This is a genomic window from Paenibacillus sp. YAF4_2 (assembly GCF_052113225.1).
In the GTDB taxonomy this organism is placed as follows: Bacteria; Bacillota; Bacilli; order Paenibacillales; family Paenibacillaceae; genus Pristimantibacillus.
Map to the genome: position 1 here is coordinate 19,713 of NZ_JBFRCT010000011.1, position 18,564 is coordinate 38,276.

An 18,564-nucleotide genomic window follows, 5' to 3' on the forward strand; every position below is an offset into this window, starting at 1 on the left:
TGAAACTTATAAATTCTTAGAATTGCATAAAATCGAAGGGCTTTCCCTAAGCACTCGCTTAGGAAAAGCCCCTTATCATCATTTAAACATCCAGAGTACCGGAACGTTTCTCATCCTCCGCATAAGCTCTGCCTCGACGGTTCGCCGTCCGCGCCCGGCGCAGCAGATCAAGCAGTGTGGCAGGTTCAGCAGATGCATAATAGGTCGCTTTCTCATCAGGCGACAGAATAACGCCAAGTTGATGATGCTCGCCTTCATAACGTGCCCGCTGGGCAAATTTGATCTCGCCATCAGCATTTAACACTTCAAGCTTATACATCGCCGAGCTATTCTGCAGCGATTCATGCAGATCCTCTTTCGAATAGACGCGAGTACCATTCACCTTCGCAATAATCTCGCCCACATTCAGCTTCATCTCATCGGCTGGTGTTCCTGGCACGATGCCAAGAATACGTAAGCCGCGCTGATCATTCACAAATAACGGACTTTGCGCAGCTTCTACGAATCGACTGCGCCAAATAATCGCTTCATGCATCAGTAATGCGCATAAGGCTGCAATCGGCAGAAGCGCCGGCTGCCACCATGCAAGCAGCGCTGCCACCATTAACAGCAGGCTATATCCCATCAGACCTTTCGAGGCATGGCGTGCCTTGGCACGTGGCAGCATCGTACGCGTCATTTCGCTGAAGCCGATAATCATCGGCAGCGCCACAACGCTCCAGCCCTGCGTCCAATCTCCGCCAAATAAAGGCGTCCATGGCAGGTCAACAACTGATGCTCCACCTGTGGCCGGCACAAGCAGCAGCATAGGAACCGGCCAGAAGCCCTGCAGCATATATCCGCCAACAAGCTTGCCGCGTTTCCCTTCGAGGAACAGCGGAGTCGCAAGTTGATCACCTTGCCTGCGAACAAGGAACGCTTCGACCAAATGCAGCAAAGCTACGAGCACGAGAATACCGGGCATATCCAGACTTCCCAGCGAACGCGCAGCATCGCCGATCCAGCCACCGTTATCCTCAAGCGGAGTAAAGCCAATCACCCACTGCAATAGAGCCATCACGCCAGCCGCATAAGCAAAGCATAAATAACGAATCCGGAACAGAAGCAGCACGACCGCTGTTCCCCACAGCCATAATACAGCATCTCCAGTTAAGCTTATGCCGATAAAGGCTGCAGCAATCGAGGCGAGTACACCTGCAACAAGCCCTGCCAGCATGGCCTTTACTAATAATCGGGGCCAGATATGTAAACGCACAGCGAACATCCGCCGTTCAAGACTCACTTGCCGTGTGTATTGTAGGATTATAAATAATACCGCAATATAGTAAAAAGGCTGTGCTAGCAAATGTACAAACGCTTGGCCAAACTGTTCTAGTAATGCATTAGCTTCATCCAATCGCCACACTCCCATTCGACTAAAATAAAAGGCTGACTCTGTTTAGAGTCAACCTTATAATGATTCGACATTTCCTCTTTATTTCCTGCTCACTGCTTGGATTGCTTCCAACAGCTGTTTATCGTTATTCTCGTCTTTGATCCACTTCACGACAGCTTGCTCCAGACTGCTTGCTGTCTTAGTATCAATCTGTCCTGTAGTCGGCAATCCGGCACTTTGCTGGAAGTCTTTCACGGCAAGCTCCGTTGAAGCATTGAAGTAGCCGTCCTCCCGCTGTGTGGAATAACCAAGGCCCGACAGCATAACCTGTGCATTGCGAATCTGCTCACCAATCATGTCCTTCTTCAGCGTTTCCGTCAAAGTAAGTCTAGCCACGGTATACAGCTTCGGCGGCAGTACCTCAATCGTTGGCTTGATGCCCTTCTGATGAATCCAATTGCCATCAGGCGTGAGCCATTTTGCAATCGTCATTTTCACCAGACTGCCGTCACCCAGCGTCTTGTTGTAGCTAACCTGCACCGTACCTTTCCCATAAGAAGTTTCGCCGACCAGAGTCGCTCCTGCCCGCTCCTGCAGCGCACCTGCCAATATCTCGGACGCGCTCGCACTTCCTTTATTCATCACAACTGCAATCGGATAATCCTTCCCTCCGCCTTGCGAAGTGGTCTTATCCCGATCACCTTCACGATCTTCAACTTGTACAATGGTCTCGCCCTTCTTGATAAACTGCTGCGCAATCTCGACAACGACCGGCAGGATACCACCCGGATCATTCCGAACGTCAATGACAAGCCCTTTCATCCCCTGCTTCTCGAGACGGGCAAGCTCCTCTTTGAAGCGATCAGCCGTATTCAAAGAGAACTGACGAATCTCGATGACGCCAGTACCATCATTACGAAGATTGGCAAAGACCGTCTCAACATCAATATCGTCTCTTACGAGAATGAGGTCGATAGGCTGCGTATTACCCGAACGCTCGATTTGGAGCTTCGCTTTTGTTCCTTTAGGACCACGAATTTTGCCAACTGCATCATTCAAGGTAAGACCATCTAATTTCTCGCCGTTTACCGACAACACGATGTCTTTTGCCAAAAGGCCAGCTTTTTCTGCTGGAGAGCCTTTAATCGGCGCAACAACAACGACCTTGCCTTTCTCAAGCGTTACCTCTGCACCGATGCCGGAGAAAGAGCCTTCAATGGATTGGGAGAACTGTTTGGCCACATCCTTTTCCATATAAACAGAGTAAGGATCGTCGAGAGATTCCATCATACCTCTGACTGCACCGTCTACCAGCTCGTTCCGATCAATATCTTTGAAATATTTGGTTTCAATTAACCCTAGAACCGCATTGATTTTCGACTCTTCCTTCGCACTCAGTCCGTTGCGATCACTTGAGGCAGCCGCAGATACCGAAGTTTGCTTCCCATTTGCCGGCCAAAAAATCTGATCACCTATGGTCAACGTTACGAGCACTGAAGCAACCATCGTCATCAGTAGAAGGACAAATACGGTTCTTCCTTTAAAATACACGTTCGACACCACCTTGACCCATCCGATTTTGCGTTAACCTCACTAGTATATGATAAGTTGTCCATATTTATTTGCAACTTCTTCCTAATGCAGGAGAAGGCATACGCGTGAAATAGCGGAAAAGATCCCGCATCCCTCGGTATGCCTTCAATTGCTGCTATTTCAAATAGCTCGACGGATTAACCGCCGTTTGATTTTTCCGAACCTCGAAGTGAAGATGCGGCCCCGTAGAATCGCCGGTACTGCCGACTTCCGCGATTTTCTGGCCTTTCTTCACCGACTGGCCTTCTTTCACCTTAATACCACCGTTTCGAATATGACCATACAAGGTCCATAATCCGTTACCGTGATCAATAATGACCGTATTGCCATAGCCGCTCGTCACTCTTGCTACGAGAACAACACCAGACTCAGCTGCGAAAATATCTGTCCCCTGCTTCGCTGCAAAGTCGATGCCGGCATGAAGCTTCCTAACACCTGTAATCGGATGGATCCGATAGCCGAAGTTCGAGCTGATCCGATATGTACCGCGGATTGGCATGCCTAGCTTGCCGCCAGTATACGGATTTCTGATCGAATTTTTCTTCTTGTTCAGATCCGCGACTTTCTTGGCGAGCGCAATCAGCTGCTTTTCCTGCTCTTCGCTAATGTCCTCAAGTTCTTGCATCTCTTTGGTGTAGTTTGCAATTAATACTTCCTTCTCTTCTTCCTTCTGGTCCAGCTCCGACTTATACTGTTGAAGCTTCGTGTACATCGTCTTCACTTCACCCAAGGCAGATGCGACGTTTGCCTTTTTCTCGGCGACCAACTCTTTATCTTTTTTATGCTGCTCTAGGATACTCCGATCCTGGCTTAAGATAGAATGTAAGGAATCAAACCTGTCAATGAAATCAGAGAAGCTTGTTGCGCTGAACAGCACTTCCAGATAAGATACCGCGCCGTTCTCATACATCAGCTTCATTCGGGATTGCAGAAGCTCGTCCCGGTCTTTCACCTGCTCTTCTGCCTTATCCAGCTCTTTGCCGGCCTTCTGGAGCTCCGCTTCCTTTGTATCCACCTGATCTTGTACATAGTTCAGGTTATCGGCAACGTTATCGAGCTGATCATTCAGCTTGAGAATCTCTTGCTGAGCGTCTTCCTTTTTGACGGAAATGTCATTCTTTTTTGCTTCTGCATTTTTAGCGCTTTGCTGGGCCTGCTCGATTTGCTTCTTGGCCGAAGCAAGATCTTTATTAATTTTATCTAAGGATGATGCGGCATTTCCGCCAACAGGCTGCAACATAAATACAGTCAACATCGTTATGACGATAAATAGTTTTTTCACTTTCACCTGCGCGGTCACCTACACTTTCAAATATTTACGTACCGAGATAACACTTCCCCACACCCCAAGCAAGGTGCCAAGGCCAATAAGCAGTGCTGCGATTTTCCAACCACATTCCGCAACAGGAACCAGCTTAATCATGAGCAGTCCCAATTCCGCTTCATTCAGATGCACAAGCTCCGAATAAGCGAACAGTACCACTGCCGTTGTAATGCCCGAAGCGACGATACCGATTAAAGCACCTTCGACAAAAAACGGCCAGCGGATGAATGCATTAGTCGCGCCTACCAGCTTCATAATGCCAATCTCACGGCGTCGAGCCAGAATCGTCATCTTGATAGTCGTGGAAATCAGGAACATGGCTGTTACGCCAAGGCCAATGACGACAATAAGGCCGATGTTACGGATCGCATTCGTAATTTTGAACATTTTCTCGACGGTGCCTTGTCCGTATTTCACACTCGTAATCGGCTTTGTCTCATCACCATTGTTGAGTGCGGTAATCTGATTCGCCGTCACATTAATGTTCTGTGGATCAAATACTTCGACCGTGAAGGAATCCGGCAGCGGGTTGCTTTCCTGGTCGTAACCATCCAGCAGCTCATCGCCGTCTTGGCCGAGATTTTTGCGGAGCAGCTCAAGCCCTTCTTCCTTCGATACAAACTCAACTTTGCTGACATCTGCCAGCTTACGGATTTTGTTCTCCAGCTGATTAGCCTTCTGCTGATCAATATCCGTCTGCAAGTAAACACGGATTTGAACCTGGCTTTCGATATTGGAAGCCATACTGTTGATGTTCAGAGCCAGAAGCACGAATACACCCAGCAAGAATAGTGAGAAAAAGATCGAGCTGATCGAGGCGAAGGACATCCATCCGTTCCGGATGATGTTCTTGAAGCCCTCGCGGAAATGACGGAGCAGCGTACTAAGCTTCATACCCGTACTCCCCTCTTGCTTCATCGCGGGCAATGTTGCCGTTCTCGATGGCGATAACACGCTTACGCATCGTGTTCACGATCTCTTTGTTGTGCGTAGCCATAACAATGGTTGCGCCGCGGAAGTTAATCTCCTCAAGAAGATTCATAATGCCCCAGGAAGTCTCGGGATCAAGGTTACCGGTTGGCTCATCCGCTACGATAACCGTAGGGTTGTTCACGATCGCACGCGCAATGGCAACACGCTGCTGTTCACCACCGGACAGCTGGGCCGGCAGGCTGGAATGTTTATGTTTAAGACCTACAAGATCGAGCACTTCCATCGTTCTTTTCTTAATCAGGCGGCGAGGCGCTTCGATTACTTCCATCGCGAAGGCTACATTTTCATACACGGTAAGCTTCGGAAGCAGTCTGAAGTCTTGGAAAATAACGCCGATATTACGTCTAACGTATGGGATTTTACGTGGCTTTAATTTACCTATATTGAAGCCGTTGACGGAGATTTGGCCTTTCGTTGGAACTTCCTCACGGTAGATCAGTTTCATGAAGGTAGATTTACCGGCGCCGGATGGGCCGACGAGGTATACAAATTCGTTGCGATCTATGCGGACGGAAACGCCACGCAGTGCGTGAGTACCATCAGTGTACGTCTTCCAAATGTCTTGCATCTCAATCAACATTATCACATCCTGTTTTTTATCAAACTCTAAGCATTTATAAGTTGTTGTCTTATAAATAGGGCTTAGAATTCTCCGAAATGAACCGCTCCCCGCCAACAAAGGACGGTGGTAGCCATTTCACCTCAGCCTTACGTATTCGACAGGGATATACGAAATCCTTCACATTGGGTCTTATTTCCTCATTTTTCACAATTCTCATTATAGTTGTAAAGGTTGATTTACCGCGTTTTCTAGTCTTTTATTCGACAAACAGGCTTTGTCGCCTCATGACGAAAGACCTGTCTGCAAAGCAAATGACAAGTAGGTTTAATCCCTTGCATATACATGAAACACTGTCATTTTTAACGGAAAGGGTGGTCTTGAATATGTGGAAGAAACTGCACTTATGGATCATTATTATTTTTGCGCTGCTGTTAGTCGCATCTGTCGGCTATGGCGCCCTGTCCTATTACTCCGGACAGGACACCGTTCCTGAGCAGGTTACAGCCGGTGGTGTGGATATTAGTGGGCTGCCGATTGATGACGCGCTGAAAAAGCTGGATCAATATGAACAAATGCTGGAGAGTCGAACGATTACCGTCGATGGCAACGCTGCAGCGGACGCGGAAGGCAGCAAGCAATGGACCGCTGCCGAGATCGGCTATAAGGCGGAATTTATCGGGGTTCGTGAGGAGCTCAAAAAGCTCCGGTCGGGGAACGTCTGGACGCGCTCGAAGTTCCGCTATCATTTTCCAAGTACTTTTGAACTGAAACAAAGCTATGATCCTGCCGTCTTCGATAAGCTTGTTCGTGCGGAGTGGGACTGGATCGACTCGAATGAACCTGTGAATGCAACACGTACGATTGCCAGTAATGACAAAGTCGTCTATACGCCTCATACCGATGCTTATCGGATAGACGTTGAACCGTTAAAAGACAAGGTTGCCTCATGGATTGTTGTCCCAGATAGTCAGCTTGGTGGACAGCCGGAACAGACCCTAACGGCCAAGCTTGAAGTGAAAACCGTCCATCCCGACATCACATTAGAAAAACTGAAGGATGAAGGTATTGACCGTAAAATCATCGAGTTCACAACAAGCTTCGCCACCAGCGCTGAAGGCCGTGCTTTTAACGTAACATCAACGGCGAAGGTGTTAAATGATTGGGTGCTCGAACCTGGCGATGTATTCTCCTATGGCGATGTAGTGGCCAAAACCGAAAAGGAATTCGGCTACAAAGAAGCGCCAGTTATTTCGAACGGTAAGCTGGTTCCCGGCATTGGAGGCGGGATCTGTCAGGTATCGAGCACCCTATACAATGCCATTCTCCGCATCTCAGGAATAGATATCGTCGAACGGCGTAATCACTCCCTGCCGGTTGCTTATCTGCCTAAAGGGCAGGATGCCACCTTCGCTTCCGGCGCCATCGACTTCCGCTTCCGCAATTCGACCGGCAAAAAGCTGATCATCCGAACCGTTGTTGAAGACCGGAAGCTGACAGTGAAGCTGTTTGGCACGATGCCTGAAAATATCCGCTACGACATTGAATCAAATATCGTGAAAACCGTGCAGCCTGCCGTGCAAAAGGTAACCGACAAGTCGCTGGCCGCCGGCAAGCAGGTTGTTGTACAAAACGGCTCTGTCGGATACATTGTGGATACGTACCGTACACTTGTGAAGGATGGCAAAGCTGTCTCACGCGAGAAAGTATCGCATGATACGTACAGAGCACAGCCAACGATCATCCATGTTGCACCAGGCTCCGGCGGCTCGTCAGGCACGCAAAACTCGGGTGGAGTGGTTGAGGATGGAATCTAATAATGATGCGTAATTGATTCCTAATCCCCCCCCACCTGCCTTGCTTCCCATCGCAGGCTGGATTTCGTACAACATAATGACGATCCCTGACACGGTAACCTTTCCTATGTTGGATAACGTACAGTCAAATCAGCTCTTTCGGTCAATTATGACTCATTGTTGCTGAAATAGATTGGAGAAACTCCAACGCAGCTTTGGCAGACAGCTTTCTGGCCTCATTCTTGTTGGAGGAATTCCAACGTGGCAGCTTTATAGTTGATAGCAAAGGTACTTCATATGAATAGACGAAAATAACAAAAGACCATCTACTCCGCCATTAAAGCGGGGTTGATGGTCTTTTGTTTAGTCAAATATACGAATTAACGGCTTTTCTCCGCGAATTCGGTTACCCAAGCGGCTGTTTGCTCGAGCACTTGCTCGGCACGGGCAATAGCTGCTTCAACTTGTACTTTTGCCGTACCGCCATACACGTTGCGGGCGTTTACGACTTGCTCCGGCTGGAGCACATTGTAGATGCGGTCGTCGAACAGCTGCGAGAACTGCTTGAACTCTTCCAGTGTCAGATCAAGCAGATATTTGTTCTGCTCGATGCAGTACAATACCGTCTTACCGATGACTTCATGCGCTTGACGGAACGGCAGACCTTTGCCAACGAGGAAGTCAGCAATGTCCGTTGCATTCGAGAAGTCTTGGTTAACGGCTTGACGCATCTGCTCTTTGTTCACCTTCATCGTTGCGATCATTGGTGCGAACAGTTGAAGCGCGCCCTGCATCGTTTTAACAGTATCAAACATACCTTCTTTGTCTTCCTGCATGTCCTTGTTATAAGCAAGCGGCAGAGATTTCAGCACTGTCAAAAGGCCAATAAGGTTGCCGTAGACACGGCCTGTTTTACCGCGTACAAGTTCTGGTACGTCCGGGTTCTTCTTCTGCGGCATAATGCTGCTGCCTGTGCAGAAAGCGTCATCCAGCTCAACAAAACGGAACTCTGTGCTCGACCACAAGATCAGCTCTTCGCTGAGGCGTGACAAGTGCATCATGATGATCGAGGCATGAGACAGGAACTCCAGAATAAAGTCACGGTCACTCACCGCATCCAGACTGTTCTCATACACACGATCAAACTTCAACTGGCTAGCGACAAAATGACGATCGATCGGGAACGTTGTTCCTGCCAAAGCGCCTGCGCCAAGCGGCAGCATGTTGATACGCTTATAGCTGTCTTGCAGACGCTCCAAGTCACGGCCAAACATCGATACGTAAGCCATCAGATGATGAGCGAACAGGATCGGCTGCGCACGCTGCAAATGCGTATAGCCCGGCACGATCGTGTCGATGTTCGCTTTCGCTTGCTCGATCAGAGACGACTGCAGCTTATGCAGCATGTCCACGAATTCAACAACACGCTTGCGCAGGTACAAGTGCATGTCCGTTGCGACTTGGTCATTACGGCTGCGGCCAGTATGAAGCTTACCGCCTACTGGACCAACATCGTCGATCAGTGTTTTTTCGATATTCATATGAATGTCTTCATCCGAAATGGAGAATTCGATATCATTACGTTTGATGCGCTGCAGTACACGATGCAAACCGTCCTTGATCGCCTCTACGTCATCTGCAGGCAGAATGCCCTGCTTGCCGAGCATTGTTACGTGAGCCAAGCTGCCTTGAATATCCTCTTCAGCAAGCTCTTTATCAAACATAATGGATGCTGTATATTCTTCTACCAATTGGTCGGTTTTCTTCGTGAACCGGCCGCCCCATAATTTGCTCACTCGTTACACTCCCTCCCGAATGGTCATAAGGCCGCTAGATGTGATAGGAACATTTAACGGCCTAAATGATTATTCGGTTTATATTATTTCTTGCTTTGTTCTACGCCGGAAGATACTTTCAGACGAAGGGCATTCAGGCGGATGAAGCCAGTTGCATCGCCTTGATCATATGCTTGCGAAGGATCTGCTTCCATCGTTGCAATATCCGGGTTGTACAGGCTTACTGGGCTCTTCACGCCAGCACCGATTACATTACCTTTATATAGTTTCAGACGAACAACGCCTGTTACGTTCTTTTGAGACTCCATTACAAGGGTTTGTAGAGCAAGACGCTCAGGTGCGAACCAGAAGCCGTTGTATACAAGTTGTGCATATTTCGAGATCAGGGAATCACGAAGGTTCATGACTTCGCGGTCCATCGTGAGCGATTCCATTTTACGGTGTGCAGTGAACAGGATTGTACCACCTGGTGTCTCGTACACGCCGCGGCTCTTCATGCCAACAAAGCGGTTCTCTACCATGTCTACACGGCCGATACCATGTTTTCCGCCCAGCTCATTCAATTTATCCATAACGCCAAGCGGGCTCAGCTTATCGCCGTTAATTGCGATACAGTCGCCAGCTTCAAACGTCAGCTCAACGTATTCCGCTTGATCCGGAGCATTCTCCGGGGACACGCTCAGGACATACATTTCTTCGTTCGACTCTGCACTTGGATCAAACCAAGGATCCTCAAGCATGCCGGACTCGAAGCTGATGTGCAGCAGGTTGCGGTCTGTCGAGTAAGGCTTAGAAGCCGAAGCCGTAACCGGAATGCCATGCTTCTCAGCAAAAGCGATCATTTCAGCGCGGCCTGGGAACTCTTCCCGGAAGCGCTCTTCACGCCAAGGCGCGATCACTTTAATGTCTGGAGCCAGAGCAGCTACGCCAAGCTCGAAACGAACTTGGTCATTACCTTTGCCCGTTGCACCGTGTGCGATCATCGTAGCGCCTTCAGCGCGAGCGATCTCAACCATACGTTTTGCAATCAGTGGACGTGCAATCGATGTACCAAGCAGGTATTGGCCTTCATACAGCGCAGCCGCTTGGAACATTGGGAAAATAAAATCACTTGCGAATTCAGCGCGCAGGTCATCGATGTATACTTTCGATGCGCCAGTTGCCAGAGCTTTTGCCTCGAGGCCGTCAAGCTCTTCTTTTTGACCGATATCGGCTGTAAATGCGATGATTTCTGCGTCGTAAGTTTCTTTCAACCATTTCAAGATGATGGACGTATCCAGTCCGCCGGAATAGGCCAGTACAATTTTTTCCTTCGCCATAATTTCTCCTAGCACCCCTTTGATTTATTTAAGCATATTAAATGCTACATGATTGCTGCCATAATTGCTTTTTGCGCGTGCAGACGGTTTTCCGCCTGATCGAAAATAATCGAGTTCGGGCCGTCGATAACCCCTTCGCTTACTTCCTCACCGCGGTGAGCGGGCAAGCAGTGCATGAACAGGTAATCTTTCTTCGCATATTTCGCTAAAGCTTCGTTCACTTGGTAGCCTGCAAAAGCAAGCTCACGTTCCTTCTGCTCCGCTTCTTGCCCCATGCTCGCCCATACGTCGGAGTAAATAACGTCAGCATTATCGACTGCTTCCTTCGGATCATGGCACAGATGAATACGTGCGCCAGTTTCCTTCGCATGATCGATTGATTGCTGTACCAAATCTGGATCCGGCTCATAGCCTTCCGGCGTCGCAATGGAAATATCAACACCAAGCTTCGCAGCGCCCATCATAAGCGAGTGCACCACGTTGTTGCCATCACCGATGTAAGCGAGCTTCAGCCCTTGCAGGCGTCCTTTGTGCTCAAGAATCGTTTGGTAGTCCGCCAGCGCTTGGCATGGGTGGGACAGATCTGTAAGGCCATTAATAACCGGAATCGTTGCTCCGCGTGCCAGCTCCACAACCGTACGGTGAGCGAAGGTACGGATCATGATGCCGTCGAGGTAACGGGACAAGACTTGTGCTGTATCAAGGATCGGTTCACCGCGTCCGATTTGCAGGTCATTGCCGCTCAGGAACAGCCCTTGGCCGCCCAATTGGTAGATACCAACTTCAAACGATACACGGGTACGTGTGGAAGACTTTTCGAAGATCATCCCCAGCGTCTTGCCTTTCAGCGGCTGATAAACATCACCGGCCTTTTGCTTCTTCTTCAAATCAATCGCAAGGTCGATCAAATACCGAATTTCTTCCGGCGTGTAATCAACCAGCATGAGAAAGTCCCGGCCTTTCAAGCTAGCCGCCAAATCTTCCTTAACTGTCTCTTGCATCGTAAAACCTCCTACAATGAATTATCACCACAAACTATTTCAAGCCGTTAAGCTTTAACCGCATTAGCTAACAATGATTTCAAAATCGCTACCGCCTGGTCTATTTCTTCTTTTGTCACCAAAAGATTAGGCAAGAGGCGTACAACATTAGGTCCAGCCGAAATGACGAGCAGGCCTTGTTCCTGTGCTGCCGTCAGGACGGAACCAATCGGCTCTACACACTCGATACCAACGATAAGACCTTGGCCACGTACTTCCTTCACGAACGAGTTACCAGCCAGATTCTCTTTTAGCTGATCCATCAAGTAAGCGCCCATCTCAGCCGCCCGCTCCGGAAGCTGTTCGCCAACGATCGTCTCGACCGTTGCTTTCACCGCTGCAGTTGCAATTGGCGTACCACCAAAGGTTGAGCCATGACTGCCAGGGCCAAATGCTTCACGAAGCTTATCCTTCGCAACAGCCGCGCCTACCGGGAACCCGCTTCCAAGACCTTTTGCCAGGGTGAAAATATCCGGTTCAATACCGTAATGCTCATAGGCGAACAGCTTACCCGTACGGCCCATACCCGTCTGAATCTCATCAACGATAACCAGAATGCCGTTCTCTTCGCAGAGCTTCACCATGGCATGCACAAACGCCGGGTCAGCTGGGAAAATGCCGCCTTCAGCTTGGATCATCTCAAGCATGACAGCTGCTGTTTTATCCGAGATCGCAGCCTTCAGCGCTTCGATATCGTTATAAGGAATATATTTAAATCCTTCCGGCAAAGGCGAAAAGCCTTCCTTCACCTTCTCTTGTCCTGTCGCTGTCAGGGTTGCCAGCGTCCGGCCGTGGAACGATTGTTCAAACGTAATAATCTCATAACGTCCGTTGCTTCGCACCTTCTGCTGGTAACGGCGCGCCATCTTAATTGCCGCTTCATTCGCTTCAGCACCGGAGTTACAGAAGAAGACGGCATCTCCGCTGCTGTTCGAGGTGATCAGGTGAGCTGCCTCTTCCTGATTCGGAATACGGTATAGGTTTGAGACATGCCACAGCTCATCAAGCTGCTTGATGAGCGCTTCTTTCACTTGCTTCGGCGCATGACCGAGGTTCGTAACGGCAATGCCGCTCATGAAATCAAGATATTTATTGCCTTTGTCATCCCACAGCCTGCTTCCTTCGCCCTTCACAAGTGCGATCGGATATCTCGCATACGTTGGCAGCAAGGATTGCTCAGGTGCTGCCGTTACTTTCGTGTCGCTCATCGTGCATACCGCCCTTCTCTACTCTTGTACGATCCGTGTTCCGACGCCGCCTTCACGCACCGCTTTACTCAGTACACCTGGCACTTCGCCGCTGACAATAACGACCTCACGCACGCGTCCTTGAATGCATTGCACCGCTGCGCGTACTTTCGGGATCATGCCGCCGTAAATTTCACCGCTTGCAATCATCTCTTCAATCTCTGCTACAGTCACTGATGGAAGAACTCGCTTCTCGCCATCAACCGTACGCATAATGCCTGGTACATCGGTTACAACAATCATCTGCTCAACGCCAAGATGAGAAGCGACTGCGCCAGCAGCCGTATCAGCGTTGATGTTGTAGCGCTGTCCGCTGGCATCAATACCGATCGGGGCGATAACCGGCATATACCCCATCGCCATAACCCCTTCGATCACTTCTGCATTCACGTCCGTTACATCACCAACAAAGCCGATTTCCGCGCTGTTTGCTACCGGCTTCGCTTGAATCAGTAAGCCGTCCACACCGGATAAGCCGAGTGCCTTGGCACCGTTTGTCTGGATTTTACGAACAATCTCTTTATTAATTCGGCCTGCAAGCACCATCTCAACCACGTCGAGAACATCTTCATTCGTCTTGCGCAGACCGTTTACGAATGCTGTCTCAATCCCAAGCTTCGTCAGCGTCTCAGAGATCGCCGGACCGCCGCCATGGACGATAACCGGATGAACGTCGGACTGCTGCAGCTCGCGCAGCTCGCCGAAGAAAGAATCAGGAAGCGCCGCCAGCGTGCTGCCGCCACATTTCATTACAAACCGTTGTGCCATCGTTGAACCGTTCCCCTCTGCCCTAGCGTTACGTACGATATGCCGCATTAATGCGGACATAATCATAAGTGAGGTCACAGCCCCATGCCGTTGCCGTGCCGTTATCCATATGCAGGTCGACGCGAATCACAACCGTGTCGCCCTTCAAATATTCAAGCGCTGCGTCTTCATCGAACGCGACCGGACGGGACTCTTCCAGCGTCACGATATCACCGATTCGTACGTCTACTGTATCCGGGTTAACAGGCTGACCTGCACGGCCAACGGCTGCAATAATCCGCCCCCAGTTCGCATCTGCTCCAAACACCGCGGATTTCACAAGGGAAGAACCAATAACCGTCTTCGCGATGGCATTAGCTGCTTCATCATTGACTGCGCCGTGCACTTGCACCTCAACGAGCTTCGTTGCGCCTTCGCCGTCACGGGCTATTGCTTTCGCCAGTACTTCGCATACATAACGAAGACCTGCCGAGAAGGCTGCCCAACCTTCATGTGCCGGTGTCAGCTCATTGTTGCCTGCAAGACCACTTGCCATCGCAACGAGCATATCATTTGTGCTTGTATCGCCATCAACCGTTATCATGTTGAATGTATAGTTTGTCGCTTCACGGAGCAAAGTCTGCAGCGATTCGCTGCCGATTGCCGCATCTGTGGTAACAAAGCCAAGCATAGTCGCCATATTCGGATGAATCATACCGGAGCCTTTTGCCGCACCAGCAATATGTACCGTCCGGCCATCGATTTCAACCGCTACGCATACCATCTTTTGTACAAGGTCAGTCGTCAGGATCGCTTGGCAGAAGCCGTCCGCTGCATGACGGTCAGCTTGCAGCTGCGCTGGCAGCGCATCAATACCGGCACGTACCTTATCCATCTTAAGGTTCTCACCGATAACTCCAGTCGAGGCTACCGCTACTTGGTCGGCAGACACACCAATAGAATCAGCAAAGCGTGAACGCATCTCAAAAGCATCCGCTTCCCCTTGCTTACCGGTAACTGCATTCGCATTACCGCTGTTTACGATAACCGCACGCAGATAACCATCGGATTCAATGCTGTCGCGTGTTACTTTGATTGGTGCCGCTTGGAACACATTCGTTGTATATACGCCTGCGGCTGCCGCAGGAACTTCACACACGATTGCGCCAAGGTCATGGCGTGTTGTCTTTTTCAGGCCGCAGTGGAGTCCACCGGCTTTAAATCCTTTAGGAGTTGTAATCGACCCGTCCGAGACGACCGAATACAGCGTAGCAGCTTGCACCTGTCCCATTTCTCCTCGTATCTCCTTCACCTGTACGAATAATTGCTTTAGTCAAAAATGAATAAGTATAATGACAAAACTTTATAATCTCTATGGATACACCGGTATGAGCTGCAGTCCAAGACCTTCATCCCAGCCCATCATTAGATTGAGATTCTGGATCGCTTGTCCCGAAGCTCCTTTAACCAGGTTGTCGATAACCGAAACAATCGTAATACGACCTGTTCTAGCATCATAGTTGAAGCCAAGATCACAGTAGTTCGAGCCCCAAACTTCCTTCGTCATCGGCAAAACGCCTTCCTTGCGGACGCGGACGAATTGGCGGCCTTCATAGAATTGCTTATATCGTTCAATAAAATCAGCGGTGTTATGCTCGCCCTTCACCTTTGCATACATCGTCGACATAATGCCTCTTGTCATCGGCACCAGATGTGGGGTGAACGTCGTCACAACCTCATGGCCAGCCGCTTCCGAGAGCACCATCTCTATTTCAGGAACATGCTGGTGCTGGTTCACTTTATAAGCTTTGAAGTTCTCATTCAGCTCGGAGTAGTGTGTGCCAAGGCTTGCACCACGTCCTGCGCCGGATACACCTGATTTCGAATCGATAATAATCGTTGAAGGATCAATCCAGCCCGCCTTCACGGCAGGAACAAGACCAAGCAGCGCGGAGGTTACAAAACAGCCCGGATTCGAGATAAACGAAGCGTCACGCGCTTTATCACCGTTAATCTCAGGGAGAGCGTATAGAGCTTGCTTCAGATATTGCTCATCCGCTGGTGTTTTTTTATACCATTTCTCGTATACAGCTGTATCCTGCAGACGGAAGTCACCAGACAAATCGATTACTTTCAGACCAGCGTCAATTAGCTGTGGAGCAAGCTTGGCTGCAACCCCAGCCGGAGTCGCCGTAAAGACGAGATCAGCCTTTGCTTTGATCGCTTCTGGTTTAACATCGTCGAGCAATGCCGTCTGAATGTTCGTCAAATGCGGGAACCATTCTGCAATCGGCATACCTGCGCTGGACGAGGAAATAACCGATGTAATCTCCACCAATGGGTGGGTAGCCAACAAACGAATAAGCTCAATACCGCCATAGCCGGTAGAGCCGATTATCGCAACCTTCAGTTTCTCACTCATATCCGTTCTCTCCCTTGGATAAGTTGAACCGATAAGTCATTCAACTTATGTAGATCATCTAAATCTATATTTTACATGAATCAAGTTCACATGGAAATATTACGTCGTTCCGTATTATTATACAGTCGTATTTATATTAATACAACGCTAAATTGATGTCATTTTGCGTAACAAATTATTCCGATTTGAACCCCTGCCCAACAACCTCAGCCGTATTGCTGATGATGACAAATGCTCCCGGATCCACTGCTCTTACCAGCTGCTTCAGCTTAGCCGCCTCCATCTGTCCAACGACCACCATCAGCACCTGACGCTTCTCATTCGTATATCCGCCATGTGCATCCAGTCTAGTAACCCCTCTATCCAGGTCATACAAAATAGCTTCTACGAGCAGGTCCGCATGATCGCTTATGATAAAAGCAACCTTCGACAGTGGAATACCGCTTTGAATAATATCAATCGTCTTGCTCGTCGCAAACAAACCAATAAGCGCATACAAAGCCGCTTCCGGTGAAATTAAGATGCCAGACGCTGCGATCACGCAGCCGTCAAAGCAGGCAACCGCTAGCCCCAGCGGAATACCCGTGTAACGATGTAAAATCTGTGCTGCCAGATCAAGCCCGCCCGTTGAGCCACGCCCCCGGAACACAATGCCAAGTCCGATGCCTACGCCAATACCGCCATAGATCGCCGCAAGCAGCATGTTATCGGTTGGGGGCTTCCAATCTGCGGTCAGCAGCACGAACAAAGGAAGCACAACCGTGCCGAGTAATGTTTTCAACGCGAACCGTTTGCCTAGCAGGAACAACCCTGCGAAGAACAGTGGAATATTTAGTGCCCATTGGGTATAAGCAGGCGTAATGCCAAGCGATTTGTGTACAAGTATAGAAATACCGGATACTCCGCCGGAAGCGATACCATTCGGAGCCAGAAATAGATTGAAACTTAACGCTACAACAAACGAACCAATGATGATCTGCAAAAAGCTCCATACTACCGCAACTGGCGTTGCTTTTCTGCCTACAGGGCGCCTGCTGCGCTTTGTACTCTTCTTGTTGTTATTCGTGCTGTTCATGGATCACCATGCCGCCTCTCATCTTATGTAACCTCTAAAATAAACAAAAAGAAGAGCTCCAACCTTTATAAGTGTTGGAGCTCTTCCCCAAAGCTATGCATATGAACTTTAGTCGTGTCGAATCTGGTTACGCAGATAGCCGTCGATAAAGGCATCCAGGTCGCCGTCCATCACGGCACCAGTGTTCCCTGTCTCCACCGATGTCCGGTGATCCTTCACCATGCTGTACGGATGGAAAACATACGAACGGATCTGACTGCCCCATGCGATATCCGACTGTTCGCCGCGAATCTCCGCCAGATGCTTTTGCTGCTCTTCGATCTTGCGCTCATAGAGCTTCGAACGGAGCATATTCATCGCACGCTCACGGTTCTGAATCTGTGAGCGCTCCTGTTGGCACGCTACGACAATTCCGGATGGAATATGTGTAATCCGGATCGCCGATTCCGTCTTATTGACGTGCTGGCCGCCGGCGCCGCTTGCGCGGTACGTATCAACCTTCAGATCCTCACTACGGATCTCCACTTCAATATCTTCGGTAATCTCCGGCACAACATCGCAGGATACGAACGACGTATGTCTGCGGCCGGACGAATCAAACGGCGAGATACGAACAAGACGGTGAACGCCTTTCTCCGCTTTTAGATAGCCGTAAGCATTGTAGCCTTTAACCGCAATCGTTACGCTCTTGATACCTGCTTCGTCGCCATCCAGATAATCGAGCACCTCAACCTTGAAGCCCCGCTTCTCCGCCCAACGCGTATACATCCGGTACAGCATTTGTGCCCAGTCCTGCGACTCGGTACCGCCTGCACCCGGATGCAGCTCGAGAATAGCGTTCAGCTTATCATATGGCTGGTTGAGCAGGAGCTGCAGCTCGAAGCCGTTAACCTTCTCCACCAGTACAGCAATTCCTTGAATCAGCTCGGCTTCAAGCGATTCATCGCTTTCTTCCTCTGCCAGCTCCAACATCGTCTGCAGATCTTCCGAGTCCACATACAGTCGATCATACTGCTCAACGACCGACTTAATCGCATTCAGCTCCGCGATCACGCCCTGCGCCTTCGTATTATCGTCCCAGAAATCAGGTGCAGTCATTTTCTCCTCAAAGTTCGCGATATGCTCCAGCTTCAGATCTAAGTCAAAGAGACCCCCTGAGTTCTTGGAGCCGCTTAGCTACTTCACGCAAATCTTGCTTCACATTTGGTTCTAACATAGCTTTAGCTTCACCTCAAAATTAAGTATGTGCGGCCAATCCACAGTAAATCCGCATAGACC

15 protein-coding genes are annotated in these 18,564 nt (G+C 49.5%); 1 reads left to right on the top strand and 14 read right to left on the bottom strand.

Going from position 1 to position 18,564, the window contains the following annotated elements:
- Positions 1-82: 82 nt before the first annotated feature.
- The 5 genes from AB4Y93_RS23280 to ftsE all read right to left on the bottom strand — a co-directional run bounded on the left by AB4Y93_RS23280 (position 83) and on the right by ftsE (position 5,862).
- Positions 83-1,396, bottom strand: coding sequence for a PDZ domain-containing protein (locus tag AB4Y93_RS23280; protein WP_441895534.1), 1,314 nt, complete (start codon positions 1,394-1,396; stop codon positions 83-85).
- 78 nt (positions 1,397-1,474) lie between these two features.
- Complete coding sequence (locus AB4Y93_RS23285) at positions 1,475-2,926, bottom strand: S41 family peptidase (protein ID WP_441895536.1); 1,452 nt, start codon at positions 2,924-2,926, stop codon at positions 1,475-1,477.
- Between the two features lie 157 nt (positions 2,927-3,083).
- Positions 3,084-4,256 carry a murein hydrolase activator EnvC family protein gene (locus AB4Y93_RS23290; protein ID WP_441895537.1) on the bottom strand — a complete coding sequence of 391 codons (1,173 nt, stop codon included), beginning with the start codon at positions 4,254-4,256 and terminating at the stop codon, positions 3,084-3,086.
- Positions 4,257-4,268: 12 nt separating this feature from the next.
- Entirely contained in the window at positions 4,269-5,186 is a 918-nt protein-coding gene (ftsX, locus tag AB4Y93_RS23295; RefSeq protein WP_441895538.1) for a permease-like cell division protein FtsX, read from the bottom strand.
- The gene (ftsE, locus tag AB4Y93_RS23300) at positions 5,176-5,862 is read right to left on the bottom strand and encodes a cell division ATP-binding protein FtsE (protein ID WP_251654260.1); all 687 of its coding nucleotides are present in this window, start codon (positions 5,860-5,862) and stop codon (positions 5,176-5,178) included. Before ftsE ends, ftsX begins: the two co-directional genes overlap by 11 nt.
- 368 nt (positions 5,863-6,230) lie before the next feature.
- Here ftsE and AB4Y93_RS23305 point away from each other — a divergent pair, with 368 nt between their 5' ends.
- Complete coding sequence (locus AB4Y93_RS23305; RefSeq protein ID WP_441895540.1) at positions 6,231-7,661, top strand: VanW family protein; 1,431 nt, start codon at positions 6,231-6,233, stop codon at positions 7,659-7,661.
- A 359-nt stretch (positions 7,662-8,020) separates the two neighbouring features.
- On the opposite strand, the gene argH is transcribed toward AB4Y93_RS23305, so the two are convergent.
- From argH to prfB, 9 genes are all read right to left on the bottom strand, one after another.
- Entirely contained in the window at positions 8,021-9,436 is a 1,416-nt protein-coding gene (argH, locus tag AB4Y93_RS23310) for an argininosuccinate lyase (RefSeq protein ID WP_441895542.1), read from the bottom strand.
- An 83-nt stretch (positions 9,437-9,519) separates the two neighbouring features.
- Positions 9,520-10,755: an argininosuccinate synthase gene (locus tag AB4Y93_RS23315; RefSeq protein ID WP_441895544.1), complete on the bottom strand. Its 1,236-nt coding sequence runs from the start codon at positions 10,753-10,755 to the stop codon at positions 9,520-9,522.
- 44 nt (positions 10,756-10,799) lie between these two features.
- Complete coding sequence (gene argF / locus AB4Y93_RS23320) at positions 10,800-11,756, bottom strand: ornithine carbamoyltransferase (RefSeq protein ID WP_441895545.1); 957 nt, start codon at positions 11,754-11,756, stop codon at positions 10,800-10,802.
- A 47-nt stretch (positions 11,757-11,803) separates the two neighbouring features.
- Positions 11,804-13,003: an acetylornithine transaminase gene (locus tag AB4Y93_RS23325; RefSeq protein WP_441895547.1), complete on the bottom strand. Its 1,200-nt coding sequence runs from the start codon at positions 13,001-13,003 to the stop codon at positions 11,804-11,806.
- Between the two features lie 18 nt (positions 13,004-13,021).
- Positions 13,022-13,810: an acetylglutamate kinase gene (argB, locus tag AB4Y93_RS23330; protein ID WP_441895548.1), complete on the bottom strand. Its 789-nt coding sequence runs from the start codon at positions 13,808-13,810 to the stop codon at positions 13,022-13,024.
- A gap of 28 nt (positions 13,811-13,838) precedes the next feature.
- On the bottom strand, positions 13,839-15,080 hold the full coding sequence (gene argJ / locus AB4Y93_RS23335) for a bifunctional ornithine acetyltransferase/N-acetylglutamate synthase (protein WP_441895550.1): 1,242 nt from the start codon (positions 15,078-15,080) through the stop codon (positions 13,839-13,841).
- A gap of 81 nt (positions 15,081-15,161) precedes the next feature.
- Positions 15,162-16,211 (bottom strand): N-acetyl-gamma-glutamyl-phosphate reductase, encoded by a 1,050-nt coding sequence (argC, locus tag AB4Y93_RS23340; RefSeq protein ID WP_441895552.1) that lies wholly within the window; start codon positions 16,209-16,211, stop codon positions 15,162-15,164.
- 175 nt (positions 16,212-16,386) lie between these two features.
- On the bottom strand, positions 16,387-17,286 hold the full coding sequence (locus AB4Y93_RS23345; protein ID WP_441895554.1) for a YitT family protein: 900 nt from the start codon (positions 17,284-17,286) through the stop codon (positions 16,387-16,389).
- 108 nt (positions 17,287-17,394) lie between these two features.
- Positions 17,395-18,502, bottom strand: a protein-coding gene (prfB, locus tag AB4Y93_RS23350; RefSeq protein ID WP_441895555.1) for a peptide chain release factor 2 whose coding sequence is annotated in 2 segments (ribosomal slippage) — positions 17,395-18,429 and positions 18,431-18,502 — 1,107 coding nt in all. Because the reading frame shifts where the segments join, the coding sequence is not laid out codon by codon here.
- Positions 18,503-18,564: the final 62 nt, after the last annotated feature.